Genomic DNA, 17,997 nt, shown 5'->3' with positions numbered 1-17,997 from the left:
GGGCCGCGATGGAGAAGGCCGGCCTGGTGTTGGACGTCGACTGCCCCGCGCTGGACCGGCCGGTGCATGTGGACCGGGACATGTGGGAGAAGGTCGTGCTCAACCTGCTGAGCAACGCCTTCAAGTTCACGCTGGACGGCTCGGTGCGGGTCACCCTTCGGACCGAGGGCGAGCACGCGGTGCTGTGCGTGCGTGACACCGGCGTGGGCATCCCGAAGCAGGAGATGCCCCGGCTGTTCGAGCGTTTCCACCGCATCGAGCAGCCCCGCGCGCGGTCCACCGAGGGCAGCGGCATCGGCCTCGCGCTCGTGCGGGAACTCGTGCGGCTGCACGGCGGTGACATCTCCGCCGAGAGCGTCGACGGCGAGGGCACCTGCTTCACCGTGCGGATCCCGTTCGGGGAAGGCCGGGAAACCGAGCCTGCCGCGGTTCCCGCGCCGGCGCCGGCGCCGTACGTGGAGGAGGCGCTGCGCTGGCTGCCGCCGGACGTGCCGTCCGGCGGGCCGTTCGATCGCGGGCCCGGCTACGTGCTCGTCGCCGATGACAACGCCGACATGCGCGACTATCTCTCGCGGTTGCTGAGCGAGCGGCACACCGTGCGGACCGTCGGCGACGGCGACCGCGCGCTGGAGCTGATCCGATCGGAGCCGCCGGACCTGCTGATCAGCGACGTGATGATGCCCGGCCTCGACGGCATCAGCCTGGTCCGTGAGCTCCGTGCCGATCCGCGGACGGCACGCCTGCCGGTGCTGCTGCTGTCCGCCCGCGCCGGCCAGGAGGCCGCGGCCGAGGGGTTGCGGGCCGGCGCCGACGACTACCTCGTGAAGCCCTTCGCCGCCGGCGAACTGCTCGCGCGGGCCAACACCCACGTGCGGCTGGGCCGCGTGCGCCGGCAGGGCGAGGAGCGGTTCCGCACCATGGCGGACGTGGCGCCGGCGATGATCTGGGCGTCGGACCGTGCGGGCAAGCGGGTGCTGGCCAACCGGGGCTGGTCGGAGTACACCGGTGCGGCCGGGCTGGGCGACGAGTGGCAGGAGGCTCTGCATCCCGACGACCGCGACCTCTACCTCGCCACTTTCCAGCAGGCGACCCGCGACGGCGAGCCGTTCGACATCGAGTACCGGCTGCGCCGGTCCGACGGGGCGTACCACTGGGTGCTGGAGCACGCGGTGCCGATCGGCAGCGGCGAAGAGTTCGGCGGGCACGTGGCCAGCTGCGTCGACGTCAACGAGCGCTATCGGGAGAGCGAACGCCAGCGGCTGCTGGCGCTGGTCGGAACGGCCCTGGACGCCGAGACCGGGGTGCGGCAGCGACTGGACCGCCTCATCGGGGTGCTGCTCGAAGGTGGGCTCGCGGACGGTTGCGCGCTCACCCGGGTCACCGACGCCGGTCGCCCGGTGATCATGGCCCGGGCCGGGGCCGCCGTGTCCCCGACCGCGCCGGCCGTCGACGAGCCGACCCTGGTCAGCAGCACCGAGATCGCGGTGCCGCTGCGGGCTCGCGGCAAGGTGCTCGCGGTGCTGGGCATGTGCCGCTCCACGGACGGCCCCGCATACGGCGAGCAGGACCTGGCGCTGGCCGAGCAGCTCGCCGACCGTGCCGGCATCGCACTCGACAACGCCCTGCTGCTGGCCGAGGAGCAGGCCACCGCGCGCCGGCTGGCGCTGCTGCAGCAGGCCACCGCCGACTTCTCCGCCGCGACCTCGCCCCAGCGCGTCGCGGAGACGGCGGCGACGCACGGACTGCGGCTCTTCCTTGATCACGAGTTCGCCGTCTTCGAACTGCGCGACCCGCATCGGCTGGAGCCATTGACCGTGCCCGGCCAGCAGTACGGGCGCGAGCGGCTCGACCTGCGGGAGCACTCGCCCATCGCCGACGCCGTGGGCAGCCGGTCGCCGCTGTGGTTGGACCGGGTCGACGACTGGCGGGCCGAGTACCCGGACTTCGTCGACCGGGCGCGGTCGGTCGGCTTCCACTCCGGTGCGGTGATTCCGTTGATGGCCAACGGGAAGTGCATCGGCGTTCTCACGCTGGGCAGCCCCCGCGAGTGCCCGCTCGACGCCGGGGACAAGCGGGCCGCGTTGGCGCTGGCCGAGCAGTGCGGGCAGGCGTTGGACCGGGCCCGGCTGTACCAGGCCGAGCACGAGATCGCCGAGACGCTGCAGCGCAGCCTGCTGCCCGCTCGGCTGCCGCGGCTGGACCGGCTCGCGCTGGCCGCCCGCTACCTGGCCGGCGCCGCGTTCAGCCAGGCCGGCGGCGACTGGTACGACGTGCTGCCGCTCGACGACGGCCGGGTCGCGCTGATCGTCGGCGACGTCGTCGGCCAGGGCCCGCGGGCCGCAGCCGCGATGGGCCAGCTGCGCAGCACGCTCGCCGCGTACCTGCTCGAAGGTCATCCGCCGGCCTCCGCCCTGGCCCGGCTGGACGAGTTCGCGGCCCGTATCCCCGACGCCCTGGCGTCCACAGTGGTCTGTGTGGTGATCGACTGCGCCGCCGCGGAACTGCGCTGGGCCAGCGCCGGCCACCTGCCGCCACTGGTGATCATGGACGGCCGCGGCCAGTTCCTGAGCGGTGCTCGGGGCCCGGTGCTGGGGCTGGGCACCGGCATGGAGTTCACCGAGGGGCAGTGCTCGCTGTCGCCGCAGGCCGGCATCGTGCTGTACACGGACGGCCTGGTCGAGCGCCGGGACGCCGATCTCGACGAGGACCTGGAGCGGCTGGCCGCCACCGCCGCCGACCTGCCGCCCGAGGAACTGGCGGTGTGGCTGGTCGACCACCTGCTCACCGACGAGGGCCCCGGCGACGACGTCGCGCTGGTGGTCGCGCGGCTGGTGCCGGAGCCGCTGCGGCGGTCCCTGCCCGCACGCCCCGACCAGCTGGCGGTCGCCCGGGCCGACATCATCGGGTGGGCCGAGCGCTCCGGATTGCCGCGGACGCTGATCGAGGACCTGCTGATCGTCCTCGGGGAGGCCACGGCGAACTCCGTCGAGCACGCCTACCGGGGCCGTCCCGCCGGCGACTTCAGCTACGAGCTGCGCTGCACCCCGGACGGCGGCGTCACGGGTGTGGTGACCGACGGCGGCAACTGGCGGCCGGTGCCCGCGGACAACGGCACCCGGGGCCGCGGCCTGGTCATGATCAAGGCCGCGTCGGAGCGCTCGCAGGTGCACGGATCCGAGGCCGGCACCCGGGTCGAGTTCACGCTGTCACCCGCGGTTGCCGCCCCCGACACGCCTGGTTATGGTCGAGGCCATGGGCAGTGACGGAGGTTTTCCGACGCCCGCCGACGCGATCCCGCCCGCGCTGGCCGCGGTTGACCGGTTGGGCCCGGTGTCCGTCGTGCGCATCAGCGGCGAGATCGACATGACCAGCCGGGACGCCGTCGAGCGGGTGCTCACCCGCACCGTCGACGGCCGCCCCGAGGTTGTCGTCGTGGACCTGTCCGACGTGACCTTCTTCGGCTCGTCCGGGCTGCAGATGCTGGCCGAGGCCCGGGCCCACGCCATCGCGAACGCGGTGCCGCTTCGTCTCGTGGCCAGCTCCCGCAAGGTGCTGCGGCCGCTGGAGATCACCGGCATGACCACCGCCTTCCCCGTCTACGCCAGCGTCGCGGAGGCCATGTCCGGCTGACGATTCGCGGGCCCGCCGTTTCGCCCTCGCTGTGCGGGGAAGCCGCTGGTGTCGGACCCGTGAACGAGGAAGGCGGCAGGCATGACCAGCAGGAAGACCCTCCCCCGACCGGTCGCCGCCGACTGGGCGTGGCAGCTGAGCGCCGCCTGCCGCGGCGGCCAGGACGCGGTGTTCTTCCACCCGGACCTGGAACGCGGGTCGGCCCGGCGGGACCGGGACGAGCGGGCGAAGGCGGTCTGCGCCCGCTGCCCGGTGATCGTGGAGTGCCGCCGGCACGCGATCGCCGCCGAGGAGCCGTACGGTGTGTGGGGCGGGCAGGACGAGACCGAGCGGCGGGCGGCCATCGCGCGCCGGCGGCGGGAGGCCCGTCGCCTCGGGTGCCGACCGGCCCGGTCACGGCGCGCCGACGAGCGAACCAGCCTGCGTCAGGGCGTGTGAATGTGGCTAAACGGGGTAGCCTCGAATTCGAGACCAGCGGCTGAGGAAGGTGACAATGTGTCCCAGTGCCGCGATGTGGTCGTCGTCGGAGCGTCGGCCGGTGGCGTCGAGTCGCTACTGCAACTGATGTCGGCCCTCCCCTCGGATCTGTCGGCCACGGTCCTGGTGGTGCTGCACATGCCCAGCGGCGGCACGAGCGCGCTGCCGGCCATTCTCGATCGCGCCGGTCCCCTGCCGGTGCGGCGCGCGGCGCACGGCGAGCCGTTGCGCCACGGGCACGTCTACACCGCGATCCCCGACCACCACCTGCTCGTCACCGACGGCGTCATGGGCCTGTCGAAGGGCCCGACGGAAAGCGGGCACCGGCCGGCGGTGGACGCGTTGTTCCGGTCGGCCGCGCGGGCGGTCGGGCCACGGGTCATCGGTGTCGTGTTGTCCGGCGCCCTCGACGACGGCACGGCGGGCCTGATGTCGATCGTCGCCCGCGGCGGGGCGGCGGTCGTCCAGGACCCGGCCGACGCGGTGTACGCGGGCATGCCGGAGAACGCGCTGCGGGAGGTGCCGACGGCTCACGTCGCGCCGGCCGCGAAACTCGGCGAAGTGGTCGCCGCGCTCACCCGCGAGGAAGTGGACGGCTGGCCGCGGCCGACGATGTCACAGTCCGACGTGCTGGAGGCCGACATCGCCGAACACGGATTGGGGAAGGGGCTGCTCGACATGGAGACCGTGGGTGAGCCGTCGGGCTTCACCTGCCCGGACTGCGACGGCAGCCTCATGACGATTCACGACACACAGCGCTACCGGTGCCGGGTGGGACACGCATGGACGCTGGAGGCCCTGTCCGACCAGAAGGATGCGCAGCTGGAACGGGCGCTGTGGACCGCGCTGCGCACCTTGGACGAGAAGATCAGCCTGAACCGGCGGATGGAGCGGACCGCTGTGCAGCGGGGCAGTGGTTTGGTCGCCCGCCGCTATGCGGCGTCGGCGGCCGAAGCGACCCAGGCCGCGGCCACCCTGCGCGACTTCCTCCGCATCGACGTGCTCAGTGAGGAGACGACGTCGTGACGGGGACGCTGGATCTGTCGATCGACGTCACCCCGCGCGGGGCGGCCGTGGTCGTGCGGCTGGTGGGCGAGCTGGGACTGGCCAGCGTCGCGCGGGTACGCAACACGCTGCTGAAGTGCGTCGCCGACGAGCCGTCGGGCATCATCGTCGAACTCGACCGGACGACCGTGGTCACACCGCTGGCGCTGAGCGTGTTCGGCATGGTCGCTCGCAAGGCCGCCGACTGGCCCGGGCTGCCGGTCGTGCTGGTCGCGCGGCCCGGCCGGACGCGGGAGTTGCTGCGGCGGGGGGCCATCGACCGCTTCGTGCCCACGTTCGCCCTCGTGACAGAGGCGGCGCGCAAGCTGAACGGCGCCCCGACGCGCCAGCTGGCCACGCTCGAACTCCCGTCCGCGATCCGCAGTCCGGCGGCCGGCCGCCGCTTCGTCACCGAGACCCTCGAGGCGTGGCGGCTCACGGAGATCATCGACGACGCCTGCCTGATCGTCTCCGAACTCGTGGAGAACGCCATCCTGCACGGCCATTCCGGCGCGCGGCTGCGGCTGGAGCTGCGCCGGGGGCTGCTCACCGTGGCCGTGCGCGACGCCAGCCGCACGCCGCCGACGCGGTTGGAACCGGGTGCCGCGGAAAGTGGCGGACGCGGCATCTTCCTCGTGGACGCGTTGTCGAAGGCATGGGGCACGGGGCCGACGTGGGACGGCGGGAAGGTGGTGTGGGCCGTGCTCGCCGTGCCGGCCACACCCTGAACAGTGAGCCGAGTACGGTCTGTCCTGTGGTGGACACAACCGCCGATGGCAGCGTGAGCGACGGGTTCGAGGCAGTTCTACTGTATCTGAAGGAGACTCGCGGCTTCGACTTCACCGGCTACAAGAGGACCAGTCTGACCCGGCGCGTGCGCAGGCGTATGACCCAGGTGGGCATCGACGACTACGCCGAGTACATCGACCACCTTCAGGTCAATGCCGACGAGTTCGCGGCGCTGTTCAACACGTTGCTGATCAACGTGACCGGCTTCCTCCGCGATCCCGACGCGTGGGCGCACCTGCGTGACGAGGTGCTGCCTCGACTGCTCGGCCAACTGGAGCCGGAAGCCCCGATCCGGGTGTGGAGCGCCGGCTGCGCCTCCGGCGAGGAGGCCTACAGCCTGGTCATCCTGCTGACCGAGGCACTGGGCGTGGAGGAGTTCCGGCAGCGCGTGAAGATCTACGCCACCGACGTCGACGAGGAGGCGCTGATCCAGGCCCGGCAGGCCACCTACGGCGACCGCGAGGTCGAGGGCGTCCCGCCGGATCTGCTGGAGCGCTATTTCGAGCGGCACGGCGGCCAGTACGTGTTCCGGCAGGACCTGCGCCGCTCGGTCATCTTCGGCCGCAACGATCTCGTCCAGGACGCCCCCATCTCGCGGATCCATTTGCTGCTGTGCCGCAACACGCTGATGTACTTCAACGCCGAGACCCAGGCCAAGATCCTCACGAGGCTGCACTTCGCGCTGCTGCCCGACGGCGTGCTCTTCCTCGGCAAGGCCGAGATGCTGCTCAGCTACGACACCCTGTTCACCCCGATCGACCTGAAGCAGCGCATGTTCCGCAAGGTGCCCATTCCTGGCGTCACACACGGCAGCCTGTTTGCCCACGCCGCGACGCCGGCCCGCCGCCAGCTGCCCAGTGACGCCGACGCGCTGCGCGCGCACGCTTTCTCGGCGGCGCCGGTGGCGCAGGTGGTGATGAACACTGACGACGACGTGGCGCTGATCAACCATCAGGCGGAGGTGCTGTTCGGGCTCAGCTCTCGGGACCTCGGCCGGCCGCTGCGCGACCTGGAGCTGTCCTACCGGCCGGTCGAGCTGCGCGCCCAGGTGGAGCGGGTCAAGGTGGAGCGCCGTGTGCTGCGGCAGAAGGACGTGGAGTGGCAGCGCGGGCCCAGCGACACCATCTGGCTCGACGTGGAGCTGCATCCGCTGGTGAACGAGCGCGGCCTGCTGGGCGTCTCCGTGGTGTTCCGCGACGTCAGCGCCGCCCGCCGGCTGCTCGACGAGCTGGAGCACGCCAACCGGCAACTGGAGTCGGCCTACGAGGAGCTCCAGTCCACCAACGAGGAGCTGGAAACCACGAACGAAGAACTGCAGTCCACCGTGGAGGAACTGGAGACCACCAACGAGGAGCTCCAGTCCACCAACGAGGAACTGGAGACCATGAACGAGGAGCTCCAGTCCACCAACGACGAGTTGCAGGCGATCAACGACCGCCTAAACGAGCGGTCCACCGAGCTCGACGACCTCAACAACTTCCTCGAGTCCATCCTCACCTCGCTGCGCTCCGGCGTCATCGTGGTGGATCCGGAAATGCGGGTCATCGTGTGGAACCGCGGCTCACAGGAGCTGTGGGGACTGCGCCGGGACGAGGCCGACGGGCAGCATCTGCTCAACCTCGACATCGGCCTGCCCCTGAGCGAACTGCGTCCGCTGGTGCGCGCGGCGCTGTCCGACGCCGAGACCGTCGGGGAGATCTCGATCGCGGCCGTCAACCGGCGTGGCCGGCACGTGTCCGTGCGGGTCGTCGCGAGCCCGCTGCGCAACCGCGACGGCGGGGTCAACGGGGCCATCCTCGTGCTGGAGGAGAACCGCGTCGCCTGACGACACCGGTCACAGAGCGGTGTTCCCGTCGTCGACGCGCACGATGAGGATGAACGGGAGCAGGTCGACGGCCCCGTCCGACAGCCTCACCGGCGCCCACCAGTCATGCGTGCGGGGATCGATGATCTCCGGGCCGGTAGCGGTGGCACGGCAGAAGAAGTCCGCGACGGAGGGCTCCGGGTCGAAGTAGACGACACCCGTGCCGGCGTTCAGGCGCGGAGTGTCCACGGGCGATTGCACATCGGTCGGACCGCTGTCCTCCGGAAGCATGCGTGTCATGCCGTCGATCACCCGTTTCGCGGGTGCGCAACCGCCGTGAGTCCGGGGTATCCGGTGCCATGGTCGGTGTCCTACTGGCAGTGTTGGCCTCGGCGATGAACGCGGCGGCCTCGGTGTTGCAGCGCAAGGCTGGCCGCGACGAGCCGGCGCAGTTGGCGTTCTCCGTCCGGATGCTGTGGGACCTCGTGCGCAGACCGGTGTGGCTGGCCGGGATCGGCGCGGTGGTGCTGGGCTTCGCGCTGCAGGCGGTCGCCCTGGCGGTGAGCCCGGTGTCCGTGGTGCAACCGCTGCTGATCAGCGAGCTGCCGATGACGCTGGTGCTTGCCTCGCTGGTCTTCCGGCGGTCGATCGCGGCCCGCGACTGGTGGGCCGTGCTGGCCATGGCGGTGGGGCTGGCGGTGTTCTCGTTCTGTCTCGAACCGACCGGCGGCCATCCGCTCCGGCCCCCGCTGTGGGCCTGGATGGTCGGCCTGGCGGCGAGTCTGGTGCTGATGGGAGCGTTGACCGTGGCCGGCCGGCGCACGAAGGGCGGCCGGCGGGCAGCGCTGCTGGGGCTCGCCACCGGGGTCGGGTTCGGCACGACCGCGGTGCTGGTGGCCGCCGTGGGGGCGGCCGGTGTCGGCGCCATGCTCGTGACGTGGCAGACCTACGCGGTGGTGGTGATCGGCCCGGCGTCGTTCTTCCTGCTGCAGAACACGTTGCAGGCCGGCGAGCTGGTGGCGTCCCAGCCGGGCATGACACTGAGCAATCCGCTGGTGGCCATGGCCTGGGGCTTCACCGTGTTCGGCGAGCACGCCCGGGGCGGCGGCTGGCTGGCCGGCGAGATCCTCGGCGCGGCGCTGATCGCCGCCGGCACGCTCATTCTGGTTCGGTCTCCGGTGTTGAAGCCGGACTCCTGACGGCCGTCAGTCCGGCGTGGACACAGGCCGTGACCGGCACGGCCAGCAGCGCGCCGACGATGCCGGCCTCGGCGCCGCCGATGGCGACCACGACCACCACCACCAGCGGATGCAGCCGGACGAAGTTCCCGGTCAGCAACGGATGCAGCACGTTGCCCTCCAACTGCTGCACACCGACCACCACGGCCAGCACCAGCAGGGCGGTCACCGGCCCGCCGGCCAGCAGCCCCATCACCACCGCCGCCGTGCCCGAGGCGAACGCCCCGACGTACGGGACGAACGCGCCCAGGAACACCAGGGCCGCCAGCGGCACGACGAGCGGCACGTGCAGCAGCGCCAACCCGATGCCGATGGCGATCGCGTCGATCAACGCGACCAGCCCGGTCGTGCGCACGAACCGCACCAGTGCCTCGAACGCCGCCCGCCCCGCGCGATCCATCCGGCCGGCGGTCCGTTCCGGCCACAGCGCGACGACGTGCCGCCAGACCCGCTCGCCGTCGTACAGGAACACGATCAACATGAACAGGGCCAGCAGAATGCCGGCCCCCACCTCCGCAACCGCGGTCATCGTGTTCAGAGCCGTGCTCGCGACCACGTCGCGATGACTGTCCACCCAGGACCGCAGCTGGTCGAAGACCTGGGTCAGCTCCCGGTCGTCCAGGCGCAGCGGACCGTGCACCAGCCACCCGCGCGTCTGGTCGATGCCCTGGGTCAGCCGGGAACCCAGCTCCGGCCAGTCCGACACGACCGAGACCGTGATGAACGTGACGAGCCCACCGACCACGACCAGCCCCGCCAGCAGAGCCACCAGCACCGCCGGCGCACGGGGCCAGCCGTGCCGGCACAGCCAGCCGGCCAGCGGCGCGAGCAGGGCCGCCAGCAGCATCGCCACCGCCAGCGGAATGACCACGATGCTGAGCTGCGCCGCGACCACGCTCAACGCCCACAGCGCGCCGAAGATGACCAGGATCTGGAACGCGCGCACGGTCGTACGCCCGAGCAGGCCAGAGGTGAGCACCGGCAGCCGGCCGCGAGAGGGAGACGCCGCCATGCTCCCGGATTGCCGACAGCGCGGCCGCGAAACGCGTTTGTGCACAGGTCGCCCGGGTACTCGCCGCCCGAACACGGACTACGACATGGAGAGGCGACGATGAAGGCAGTCGTGTGGCACGACATCGGAGACATCCGACTGGACACCGTGGACGATCCCAAGATCCAGGAACCGACGGACGCGGTCATCCGGGTGACCCGCGGCGCCATCTGCGGCACCGACCTGCACCTGGTGCGCGGCACGATGCCGGGGATGCGACCCGGCACGGTGCTGGGCCACGAGGCGGTCGGCGTCATCGCCGAGGTCGGCCCCGCGGTGCGGGGATTCAAGCCCGGCGACCGGGTCGCGGTCTGCTCTACCATCGGCTGCGGCACCTGCTCGTACTGCCGTGCGGGCTACTACGCGCAGTGCGACACCGCCAACCCGAACGGCCCGGCGGCCGGCACCTCGTTCTTCGGCGGCCCGGAGACCACCGGTCCGATCGACGGTCTCCAGGCCGAGTACGCCCGAATCCCGTACGCCATGACCACGCTCGTTCCCGTGCCCGACACGGTCACCGACGACCAGGCGATCCTGCTGTCCGACATCTACCCGACGGCGTGGTTCGGCGCACGGCTGGCCGAGGTCGGCGACGGCGACACGGTGCTGGTGATGGGCGCCGGCATCGTGGGCCAGTTCGCCGCGCTGTCGGCCCGCCAGCAGGGCGCGGGCCGGGTGCTGATCGTCGACGGCATCGAGTCCCGGCTGGACGCGGCCCGGGCGCTGCACGCCGAGCCGATCGACTTCAACCGCGAGAACCCGATCGAGGCGGTCCGGGACCTCACCGGCGGCATCGGCGTGGACCGCGTGATCGACGCGGTCGGCGTCGACGCGCAGCGGCCAGCCTCGGGCCCGGCGGCGGACCAGGACGGCGAGCGGTTCGACCGCGAGCGGGCCGAGGCGGCGCCGGACGCCCCTATCCCCGACGGCCGGCCCCAGGACGGCCAATGGCGGCCCGGCGACGCGCCGAGCCTGGCGGCGCGCTGGGCCGTCGAGGCCGTGGCCAAGGCCGGCACGATCGGCGTCATCGGCGTCTACCCGCCCGGGTTCGACCACTTCCCGCTGGGCGAGGCGATGAACAAGAACCTGACCGTCAAGCTCGGCAACTGCAACCACCGGCGCTACCTGCCGAAGCTGATGGACCTGGTCGCCGCCGGCACGGTCGATCCGTCGGCCCTGATCACCCGGCGCGCGGAGCCGGAGTCGGCCATCGAGGCGTACCGCAGTTTCGACCGGCGCGAAGAGGGCTGGCTCAAGACCGTGCTCGACGTCTCCTGAACCGGAGGTGTGTCATGCATACGGCAATGGACGCGGCCAAGCGTCCCCGCACCGTGTTGGCCGGACCGTACGGCCATCCGTTCCACCCCATCGCCGTCACGGTGCCCATCGGGGCGTGGACGTCCGCGCTCGTGTTCGACGTCGGGGCGTTGTTCGTGCGGCCGCCGGGCTTCCTGGAGCTCGGCGCCGTGTGGCTGATCGGCATCGGCATCGCCGGCGCGCTGCTCGCCGCCCTGCTGGGACTGCTCGACTTCACCCGCCTGCGCCGAGGCGATCCCGCCTACCGCGTGGCGGCCGTGCACATGGTGCTCAACGTGTTCGTGCTCGCGTGCTGGGCCGTGAGCTTCTACCTGCGCATGCTGGGCCAGTTCAACGACTCTCGGACCTGGACCGTGATCTCGGACGTCGTGCTGCTCGCGATCCTCGGCGTCTCGGGGTACCTGGGCGGCATGCTCGCCTACCGGTACGGCGTCCGGGTGGCGACCGAGGCGGCCCAGCGCGACGGTTTCAACCCGGCACTGGATGCGCCGAGTCCCGACCCGCGTGGCCGTCAGAGCTGAGGCCGGACGCCCGGCTCGTGCGGTGGCTCGGTGAACTGGTCGTGCGGCCCGTCCGTCAGGGCTTGGCGGGCGGGCCCGCGCCGGAGCATGAGGCCGCTGCCGCCGCGGAAGTCCTCGACCATGAACACGATGCCGGCGTAGCAGCCCAGCATGACCAGCAGGCCGGCGACGACGCCGCTGGGGGCGTCGGTCCAGTGGGCCGCGCCGAGCTGGTAGGCCGCCTGAAACCCGGCGCGCAGGGCCGAGACCGTCAGCACGACGGCCAGCAGGGCCTTGCCGAAGAGCGCACCGACGGCCAGCGGTATCAGCACCACGGTGAACGCCGCGAGATACAGGCCCAGCGCACGGCTGGTCTGCTGGCTCGGTTCGAGCGTGTAGAGCGCGCCGGTCGCGAGCCACGACGTCGAGTACAGGCCCAGTGCCGTCGCCGCCGCGGTGTCCCTGGCGAGCATGGCGAAGATGGTCGACGTCAGCTGTAGCGGGAACACGAACAGCGCCATCATCACGCCGACGGTCGTGAGATCCCCCTGCCGCAGCCACCCGATGCCGGCACCGGCGATCAGCGCCATGCCCACGGCGAAGGAGAAGAATCCGAGCGGCAGCGGGCTCGCGTAGGGCCGCAGCGTCACCTGGGTCCGGGGTTCGTCAGCCATGGTCGATCACCTCAGGCTGTGCGTGTCGACGTCTCGTGGCCAAGAGATCCTCGGTGGTGGCTGGTCATCGAGCATGGTCAAGGACTACCCCGGCGCGCGGCGCGCAATCACGCCTCTCCGCCCATCCCCGTCCGGCCAGTTTGGTCCCGGCGGACTCGGGTAGCCGTCGACATGACCACAGCGAAGGAAGTGCGCGCGCTTGCCCTCGTCTGCACGCTCACGCCCTCACCGGCCGCCTCCAGCAGCGACCTGCTCGCCCAACTGGTGCTGGACGAGTTCGCGGCCCACGGCGTCAAGGGCGAGATCATCCGGGTCGTCGACCAGGAGGTGAAGCCGGGCGTCGCGGTGGACATGGGCGAGGGCGACGTGTGGCCGGCGATCCGGGCCCGGCTGCTGGAGTCGGACATCCTGCTGCTGGCCACGCCGATCTGGCTCGGACACCCGTCGAGCATCGCTCAGCGGGTGCTGGAGCGGCTGGACGGCGAGCTTTCCGAGACCGGCAACGACGGCTTACCGTCCGTGTACAACAAGGTCGCGACGGTCGCCGTGGTCGGCAACGAGGACGGCGCGCACAAGGTCAGCGCCGACCTGTTCCAGGCGCTGGACGACGTCGGTTTCACCATTCCGGCCGGCGGCGTCACGTACTGGGTCGGGGAGGCCATGCACGGCACCGACTTCAAGGATCTCGACGAGGTGCCGGAGCACGTCGCCGACACCACCAAGCAGCTCGCGAGCAACGCCGCCCACCTGGCGCGGGTGCTGCGTGAGAACCCGTATCCGGCCTGAGGAGGCAGCCCGATGGCGCTCACCAAGAACCCGGCCCGCCCATCCATCGTGCTGGACGGCAACCCGCCCGAGCAGCGGCGGCGCGCGGCGCGACACGTCGCGAGCCGGGCGGTTAACGCCGAGCAGTGCGCGGAGTTGCTGGACATGCTCGGGCTCCGCGCGGACGATGGTCTGGCGGCCGAGGAGTGATTCACCATGCGAGTCGTGGTGGTCGGCGGTTCCGGCAACATCGGAACCGCCTTGCTGCGTGCGATGGCCGGTTCACCCGACTTCGACGTGGTCGGCGTCTCGCGCCGCGCACCGGCGGTTGACCTGCCGTGGCACGAGATCGACATCTCCCGCGCCGACTCCGACGTGCTGCTGCGCGCGGCCTTCAAGGCCGCCGACGCCGTCGTGCACCTGGCCTGGCTGCTCCAGCCCAGCCGGAACAGCCCGCTGCTCGCCCGGACCAATGTGGACGGTAGTCGGCGCGTGTTCGACGCCGCCGTCGCGTCCGGCATACACCACCTGGTCTACCTGTCCTCGATCGGCGCCTACTCCCCCGGTCCCGAGGACAAGGCGGTCGACGAGTCGTGGCCGACCGACGGCGTGCCCTCATCGACCTACAGCACCCAGAAGGCCGCCGTCGAACGGATGCTCGACCTGGTGGCGGCCGGCGACCCGGAGCTGACGGTCACTCGCTTCCGGCCCGGTCTTGTGCTCCAGCACGCCGCAGCGAGCGAGATCCAGCGCTATTTCATCGGTCATCTCGCATCGCCGGCCCTGTTCGACCTGGCGGCCCGGGCCAAGTTGCGGCTGCTGCCGCTGCCGAGCCACCTCAGGCTCCAGTTCGTGCATTCCAGCGACGTCGCACGGGCCATCGTGCTGGCGTTGCGCGGCACCGTCTCCGGCGCGATCAACCTGGCCGCTCCGCCCCCGCTCACGCCGCGCGAGCTCGCACGGCTGACCGGCGCCGTGCACATTCCGATGCCGACCGGGGCCCTGCGCGCGCTCGCGGCGACGAGTTGGCGGCTGCGCCTGCAGCCGACCGAGCCAGGTTGGCTCGACCTCGCGCTGTCGGCGCCGGAGATGGAAACCCGGCGGGCGTCGACCGAGCTCGGCTGGAAACCCGAGCACTCCGCCCAGGAGGCGGTCACCGCACTGCTGCGGGGACTGGCGGAGGGAGCCGGCGCACCGACTCCCCCGCTCGTGCCGCGCTGAAACCGTCAGGGCCAGAACCTCAGGCCCGGGGCCGCGGCCGGGGCTCGCCGAGCGTCGGCTCCGGCTCGGGCTGCGGCGCCATCCCGGCGGACGGGTCGTTGGTCACCGCGTACCCGTTCGGGTGCTCCCGCTCGTGGCGGAGCTCCCGCACCTGCGCGTCGAAGCCGGAGACCACTTCCTCCTGCTTGCGCCGGGTCAGCATGCGCAGCGCGATCGCGTAGGTCACGGCCACCAGGATCAGCAGCAGGCCGATCCGCACCAGGAAGACCTGGGTCTGGTCGCCGCCGAACGGAATCGCCGCCAGCAGCGCAAGCAGTCCCATCGTCACCAGGTGGAACAGCATCGACACCAGCATCGCCACCGAGCCGGCGGACTCGCGTTCCGGCGCGCCGACCCTGGCGGCGGCCAGGTAGCGCTTCCCGCTGAACGCGAGCAGCCTTCCCACGATGACGATGGCGATGACGCCGGCGACCAGGTAGTACACCGTTCCGGTGTCCACGAGAACCACCCCTCTTCGGGTTGGCACCGGAATACCCCGGTGCCAACCCGAATCACCCTCGGGCTCGAATCACCCCAGGGCGAGGCTCGCGGGCCAGTGCACGATCGCGGCAGGCAGGGTCAGCACCCAGCCGGTGACGATGTCCCCGGCGATGCCCCAGCGCACCGCCGACGGCCGCCGGGTCGCGCCGACGCCCATGATCGCGGTGGTGATCACGTGCGTGGTCGAGATCGGCGCCGCCCAGGCGAACGCGGTCACGTACAGCACGGTCGCACCGGAAAGCTCGGCCGCGAACCCGTGCGGCGGCGTCATCGGGAACACCCGGCGGCCCAGGGTTCGCACCACCCGCAGGCCACCGGAGTAACTGCCGAGGGCCATCGCCGCGGCGCACGACAACACCACCCACAACGGCGCCGTGTGGCCGTGCCCCACTCCCGTCACGGCCAGGGCCAGCACGATCACGCCCATGGACTTCTGGGCGTCCTGCAAGCCGTGGCCCAGCGCGAGGGCGGCGGCGGACGCGATCTGGGCATGGCGGAACCCCCGCCGCACCTTGTGCGCGTTGCCGCGCCGGAACGCCCACAGCATGGCCGTCATGACCAGGTAGCCGAGCACCAGCCCGACCAGCGGCGAGATGACCATCGGAATGAGCACCTTGTCGATCAAGCCGGTCCAAGTGCACCTCGCTCGACGCGGCCAGCGCCGCGCCGACCAAGCCGCCGATCAGGGCGTGCGATGACGAGGACGGCAGCCCGAACGACGTTCCACACGATCGCGCCCACGATCGCGGCCAGCACGACGGCGAGCCCGCCGGACCCGGTCGGCGGCGCGATCACCCCGTCCACGACGGTCACCGCGACACCGGTCGACAGCAGTGCCCCGACGAGGTTCATCGCGGCTCCCATCGCCAGCGCCCACCGCAGCGGCAGGGCGCGTGGACACCGCCGTGGCCACGGCGTTGGCCGCGTCGTGGAAACCGTTCGTGTAGTTGAACACGAGGGCTAGGGCCACCACCACCCAGAGGCCGAGCACCGTCAGCTCTCCTTGACGGCGATCGTGTGCATGACGTCGGCCGCGTGCTCGAAGGCGTCCGCCGCCGACTCCAGGCCGTCCACCAGGTCCTTGAGCTTCATCACCGTCAGCGGCTCGTACTCGCCGCCGAACAGCAGGCTCAGCAGCCGTCGGTGCACCTGGTCCGCGTCGTTCTCCACCTGGCTGACCTGCTGCCAGTAGGGCACGAGATCCTTGGGCGTGCGCAGCTTGGGCATCGCCTCGGTGGTCAGCGCGGCGGCCTTCCCCAGCAGCGCCACCTGTTCGGAGACCCCGTCCGGGAACTGCTCGCAGCCGTAGAGGCTGGACAGGTCGACCACCTCGTCCACGTAGTCGACGACGTCGTCCAGCCGGACCGCCAGCCGGTAGATGTCCTCGCGGTCGAAGGGGGTCACGAAGGTGACGTCGATCAGCTCGATGATCGCGTGCGTGTGGTCGTCCCCGACGTGTTCCAGCCGGCGCATCTCCTGCGCGAGCGGTCCCCGGTCGGCGACGTTGGCGCGGACGAACCGGTCGAGGATCGCCACCGCGTCGCCGATGTTGCGGCCGGACGCGGTGAGCAGATCGTAGAACCGGGTGTCGCGTGGCGCGGCTCGCAGCCTCATTCGGCGGCCTCCGTGGGGTCGAGGAACGGTTCGTGGTCGGCCGGTCGGCCGACGGCGAGCTGCCGGCCGCGTGCCAGTTCGGCGTCGAAGGCGGCGCCGAGCAGCACCGCGAGGTTGCTGATCCAGCGCCAGACCAGGAACACGACCACCCCGGCCAGGGAGCCGTACGTCTTGTTGTAGGATCCGAAATTCGCGATGTAGATCGCGAAGCCGGCCGACGCGATCAGCCACAGCAGCATCGCGAGCACGCTGCCGGCGGTCAGCCAGAGCAACCTCGGCTTGGGCTGGCGCACGTTGGGCGCGGCCCAGTACAGCAGGCAGATCGCCAGGCTGACCAGGATCACGATCACCGGCCACTTGGCGATGCCCCAGATCACGCGTCGCCCACGAGCACGAGGACGCCGACCTGACCGGTGTCGCCCGTGACATCGAGCAGGACCGGGACGGCCTGCTGCGCATCATGGCCGCGCTCGGCGTGCGGCAGGACCACGTCAAGGTCGCCGGCGGCGCGCTCGGGGAGAAGCTGGGCCGCCTCAAGCTCAACGGCCACCTGTTCGGCCGGTCGCCGCTGAGCTATGTGATCGAGTTGGAGGCGATGCGGCTGGGGGTGGACCGCAAGGCCGCCGGCTGGCAGACGCTGCGCCGCCTGGCCGACCACGATGACCGTCTCGACCGGACACAGCTCGACGAGCTCCTGGCCCGGGCGCAGTCGCAGAAGGACATCCTGGAGAACCTGCGCGGCCGGGCCGTCGAGGCCGTGTTCGTCAAGCCCGGTGGATCGGTCTCTTGACCGGAACAGTCGCCGCCGCCGCTTGTTTGCCCACCCTCCCGGGTACTTGGCTGTGGCTACCGAGGCGGTGACGAACGTGATGGAACTGGACTTCGACGACTCTGCCTCACGGAACCTGTGGGACTACGTCTACCGGGTGAGCTCGGCGATGGGACTGCGCTGTGAGTGCGCGTGTGTGCTGACGGAGCGGCCGGTCAGCGTCTATCTGGCCGTGGACGGCCACCTGGACGGCTACCCGGACCGTGACGCCGCCCTGCTGTGGGACGAGGACCGGGGCTGGTCGGCGGCGGTGGAGACCTACAGCGGCGAGGACCTGCTGGTCATCGCGGACATGGGCCCGGAGATCCGGCCGGAGCCGGCCCGGGTGGCCGCCTGGGCGACGGGGCTGCTGGCCGGGTCCGGACCCGGATTTGAAACCTCGCGCCTGGGTACCCGGCCGTCATAACACCAGGCTGCGCACGCGAGGAGGAATCATGGCCGAGACCGTCGGCGACTACCTGCTGGGACGGCTGCGTGACTGGCAGGTGGACCAGGTCTTCGCCT

General features: G+C 71.4%; 22 protein-coding genes. 14 read left to right on the top strand and 8 right to left on the bottom strand.

The features are described 5' to 3' along the window. From AB0M73_RS47895 to AB0M73_RS47870, 6 genes are all read left to right on the top strand, one after another. A partial coding sequence (locus tag AB0M73_RS47895) for a SpoIIE family protein phosphatase (RefSeq protein WP_363906576.1) occupies positions 1–3,263 on the top strand: 3,263 nt, incomplete at its 5' end. After that, a complete protein-coding gene (locus AB0M73_RS47890; protein WP_363906574.1) occupies positions 3,253–3,630 on the top strand; it encodes an STAS domain-containing protein in 378 nt (125 codons plus the stop codon). The genes AB0M73_RS47895 and AB0M73_RS47890, both read left to right, overlap by 11 nt. An 81-nt stretch (positions 3,631–3,711) precedes the next feature. Beyond that, complete coding sequence (locus AB0M73_RS47885; protein ID WP_363906572.1) at positions 3,712–4,068, top strand: WhiB family transcriptional regulator; 357 nt, start codon at positions 3,712–3,714, stop codon at positions 4,066–4,068. 57 nt (positions 4,069–4,125) lie between these two features. Then, positions 4,126–5,133 (top strand): chemotaxis protein CheB, encoded by a 1,008-nt coding sequence (locus tag AB0M73_RS47880; RefSeq protein WP_363906570.1) that lies wholly within the window; start codon positions 4,126–4,128, stop codon positions 5,131–5,133. Next, positions 5,130–5,879, top strand: a complete 750-nt coding sequence (locus tag AB0M73_RS47875) for an ATP-binding protein (protein WP_363906568.1) — start codon at positions 5,130–5,132, stop codon at positions 5,877–5,879. The genes AB0M73_RS47880 and AB0M73_RS47875 overlap by 4 nt, the downstream gene beginning before the upstream one ends. A 26-nt stretch (positions 5,880–5,905) precedes the next feature. Continuing rightward, entirely contained in the window at positions 5,906–7,765 is a 1,860-nt protein-coding gene (locus AB0M73_RS47870) for a CheR family methyltransferase (protein ID WP_363906566.1), read from the top strand. A 9-nt stretch (positions 7,766–7,774) separates the two neighbouring features. On the opposite strand, the gene AB0M73_RS47865 is transcribed toward AB0M73_RS47870, so the two are convergent. Then, a complete protein-coding gene (locus AB0M73_RS47865; RefSeq protein ID WP_363906564.1) occupies positions 7,775–8,044 on the bottom strand; it encodes a hypothetical protein in 270 nt (89 codons plus the stop codon). A 59-nt stretch (positions 8,045–8,103) separates the two neighbouring features. Between AB0M73_RS47865 and AB0M73_RS47860 the strand changes: the two genes are divergently transcribed. Next, positions 8,104–8,943 (top strand): DMT family transporter, encoded by an 840-nt coding sequence (locus AB0M73_RS47860; RefSeq protein ID WP_363906562.1) that lies wholly within the window; start codon positions 8,104–8,106, stop codon positions 8,941–8,943. Here AB0M73_RS47860 and AB0M73_RS47855 read toward each other — a convergent pair. Continuing rightward, a complete protein-coding gene (locus AB0M73_RS47855) occupies positions 8,903–9,994 on the bottom strand; it encodes an AI-2E family transporter (protein ID WP_363906560.1) in 1,092 nt (363 codons plus the stop codon). The genes AB0M73_RS47860 and AB0M73_RS47855 overlap by 41 nt on opposite strands. A 99-nt stretch (positions 9,995–10,093) precedes the next feature. Between AB0M73_RS47855 and AB0M73_RS47850 the strand changes: the two genes are divergently transcribed. Together AB0M73_RS47850 and AB0M73_RS47845 are read left to right on the top strand one after the other, a co-directional pair. Next, the gene (locus tag AB0M73_RS47850) at positions 10,094–11,311 is read left to right on the top strand and encodes a zinc-dependent alcohol dehydrogenase (protein ID WP_363906558.1); all 1,218 of its coding nucleotides are present in this window, start codon (positions 10,094–10,096) and stop codon (positions 11,309–11,311) included. Between the two features lie 14 nt (positions 11,312–11,325). After that, a complete protein-coding gene (locus AB0M73_RS47845) occupies positions 11,326–11,871 on the top strand; it encodes a DUF2231 domain-containing protein (protein WP_363906556.1) in 546 nt (181 codons plus the stop codon). On the opposite strand, the gene AB0M73_RS47840 is transcribed toward AB0M73_RS47845, so the two are convergent. Continuing rightward, positions 11,862–12,524 (bottom strand): hypothetical protein, encoded by a 663-nt coding sequence (locus AB0M73_RS47840; protein ID WP_363906554.1) that lies wholly within the window; start codon positions 12,522–12,524, stop codon positions 11,862–11,864. The two genes, AB0M73_RS47845 and AB0M73_RS47840, sit on opposite strands and share 10 nt — an antisense overlap. Positions 12,525–12,695: 171 nt before the next feature. Here AB0M73_RS47840 and AB0M73_RS47835 point away from each other — a divergent pair, with 171 nt between their 5' ends. Genes AB0M73_RS47835 through AB0M73_RS47825 form a run of 3 tightly spaced genes read left to right on the top strand, consistent with a single transcriptional unit; the run spans position 12,696 to position 14,510 of the window. Continuing rightward, complete coding sequence (locus AB0M73_RS47835; RefSeq protein ID WP_363906552.1) at positions 12,696–13,310, top strand: NAD(P)H-dependent oxidoreductase; 615 nt, start codon at positions 12,696–12,698, stop codon at positions 13,308–13,310. A gap of 12 nt (positions 13,311–13,322) precedes the next feature. Then, positions 13,323–13,499, top strand: coding sequence for a hypothetical protein (locus AB0M73_RS47830; RefSeq protein ID WP_363906550.1), 177 nt, complete (start codon positions 13,323–13,325; stop codon positions 13,497–13,499). 6 nt (positions 13,500–13,505) lie between these two features. Further along, the gene (locus AB0M73_RS47825; RefSeq protein WP_363906548.1) at positions 13,506–14,510 is read left to right on the top strand and encodes an NAD-dependent epimerase/dehydratase family protein; all 1,005 of its coding nucleotides are present in this window, start codon (positions 13,506–13,508) and stop codon (positions 14,508–14,510) included. A 19-nt stretch (positions 14,511–14,529) separates the two neighbouring features. Here the strand turns inward: AB0M73_RS47825 and AB0M73_RS47820 are convergent, their stop codons facing one another. The 5 genes from AB0M73_RS47820 to AB0M73_RS47800 form a co-directional block, all read right to left on the bottom strand. Further along, a complete protein-coding gene (locus AB0M73_RS47820) occupies positions 14,530–15,009 on the bottom strand; it encodes a hypothetical protein (RefSeq protein ID WP_363906547.1) in 480 nt (159 codons plus the stop codon). A 69-nt stretch (positions 15,010–15,078) separates the two neighbouring features. Further along, positions 15,079–15,675 (bottom strand): inorganic phosphate transporter, encoded by a 597-nt coding sequence (locus AB0M73_RS47815; RefSeq protein WP_363906545.1) that lies wholly within the window; start codon positions 15,673–15,675, stop codon positions 15,079–15,081. Further along, entirely contained in the window at positions 15,672–15,902 is a 231-nt protein-coding gene (locus AB0M73_RS47810) for a hypothetical protein (protein WP_363906543.1), read from the bottom strand. Before AB0M73_RS47810 ends, AB0M73_RS47815 begins: the two co-directional genes overlap by 4 nt. Before the next feature lie 141 nt (positions 15,903–16,043). After that, positions 16,044–16,664: a DUF47 family protein gene (locus tag AB0M73_RS47805; RefSeq protein ID WP_363906541.1), complete on the bottom strand. Its 621-nt coding sequence runs from the start codon at positions 16,662–16,664 to the stop codon at positions 16,044–16,046. Next, positions 16,661–17,041, bottom strand: a complete 381-nt coding sequence (locus AB0M73_RS47800) for a YihY/virulence factor BrkB family protein (protein ID WP_363906539.1) — start codon at positions 17,039–17,041, stop codon at positions 16,661–16,663. Before AB0M73_RS47800 ends, AB0M73_RS47805 begins: the two co-directional genes overlap by 4 nt. Before the next feature lie 83 nt (positions 17,042–17,124). On the opposite strand from AB0M73_RS47800, the gene AB0M73_RS47795 reads away from it, so the two are divergent. Together AB0M73_RS47795 and AB0M73_RS47790 are read left to right on the top strand one after the other, a co-directional pair. Continuing rightward, positions 17,125–17,454 carry a hypothetical protein gene (locus AB0M73_RS47795; protein ID WP_363906537.1) on the top strand — a complete coding sequence of 110 codons (330 nt, stop codon included), beginning with the start codon at positions 17,125–17,127 and terminating at the stop codon, positions 17,452–17,454. Positions 17,455–17,506: 52 nt separating this feature from the next. Further along, a complete protein-coding gene (locus AB0M73_RS47790) occupies positions 17,507–17,899 on the top strand; it encodes a DUF6292 family protein (protein WP_363906535.1) in 393 nt (130 codons plus the stop codon). Positions 17,900–17,997: the final 98 nt, after the last annotated feature.

This window comes from Kutzneria sp. NPDC051319 (assembly GCF_040682195.1).
In the GTDB taxonomy this organism is placed as follows: Bacteria; Actinomycetota; Actinomycetes; order Mycobacteriales; family Pseudonocardiaceae; genus Kutzneria.
The sequence above is the reverse complement of the archived record's forward strand: the minus strand, read 5'-3'. Positions and strand labels throughout refer to the sequence as shown.

Bases quoted from the DNA above. Each gene is read 5' to 3' on its own strand.
- AB0M73_RS47890 (WP_363906574.1), top strand. From the start codon at position 3,253: ATGGGCAGTGACGGAGGTTTTCCGACGCCCGCCGACGCGATCCCGCCC.
- AB0M73_RS47885 (WP_363906572.1), top strand. From the start codon at position 3,712: ATGACCAGCAGGAAGACCCTCCCCCGACCGGTCGCCGCCGACTGGGCG.
- AB0M73_RS47865 (WP_363906564.1), bottom strand. From the start codon at position 8,044: ATGACACGCATGCTTCCGGAGGACAGCGGTCCGACCGATGTGCAATCG.
- AB0M73_RS47860 (WP_363906562.1), top strand. From the start codon at position 8,104: ATGGTCGGTGTCCTACTGGCAGTGTTGGCCTCGGCGATGAACGCGGCG.
- AB0M73_RS47855 (WP_363906560.1), bottom strand. From the start codon at position 9,994: ATGGCGGCGTCTCCCTCTCGCGGCCGGCTGCCGGTGCTCACCTCTGGC.
- AB0M73_RS47850 (WP_363906558.1), top strand. From the start codon at position 10,094: ATGAAGGCAGTCGTGTGGCACGACATCGGAGACATCCGACTGGACACC.
- AB0M73_RS47845 (WP_363906556.1), top strand. From the start codon at position 11,326: ATGCATACGGCAATGGACGCGGCCAAGCGTCCCCGCACCGTGTTGGCC.
- AB0M73_RS47840 (WP_363906554.1), bottom strand. From the start codon at position 12,524: ATGGCTGACGAACCCCGGACCCAGGTGACGCTGCGGCCCTACGCGAGC.
- AB0M73_RS47835 (WP_363906552.1), top strand. From the start codon at position 12,696: ATGACCACAGCGAAGGAAGTGCGCGCGCTTGCCCTCGTCTGCACGCTC.
- AB0M73_RS47830 (WP_363906550.1), top strand. From the start codon at position 13,323: ATGGCGCTCACCAAGAACCCGGCCCGCCCATCCATCGTGCTGGACGGC.
- AB0M73_RS47825 (WP_363906548.1), top strand. From the start codon at position 13,506: ATGCGAGTCGTGGTGGTCGGCGGTTCCGGCAACATCGGAACCGCCTTG.
- AB0M73_RS47810 (WP_363906543.1), bottom strand. From the start codon at position 15,902: ATGAACCTCGTCGGGGCACTGCTGTCGACCGGTGTCGCGGTGACCGTC.
- AB0M73_RS47805 (WP_363906541.1), bottom strand. From the start codon at position 16,664: ATGAGGCTGCGAGCCGCGCCACGCGACACCCGGTTCTACGATCTGCTC.
- AB0M73_RS47795 (WP_363906537.1), top strand. From the start codon at position 17,125: ATGGCCGCGCTCGGCGTGCGGCAGGACCACGTCAAGGTCGCCGGCGGC.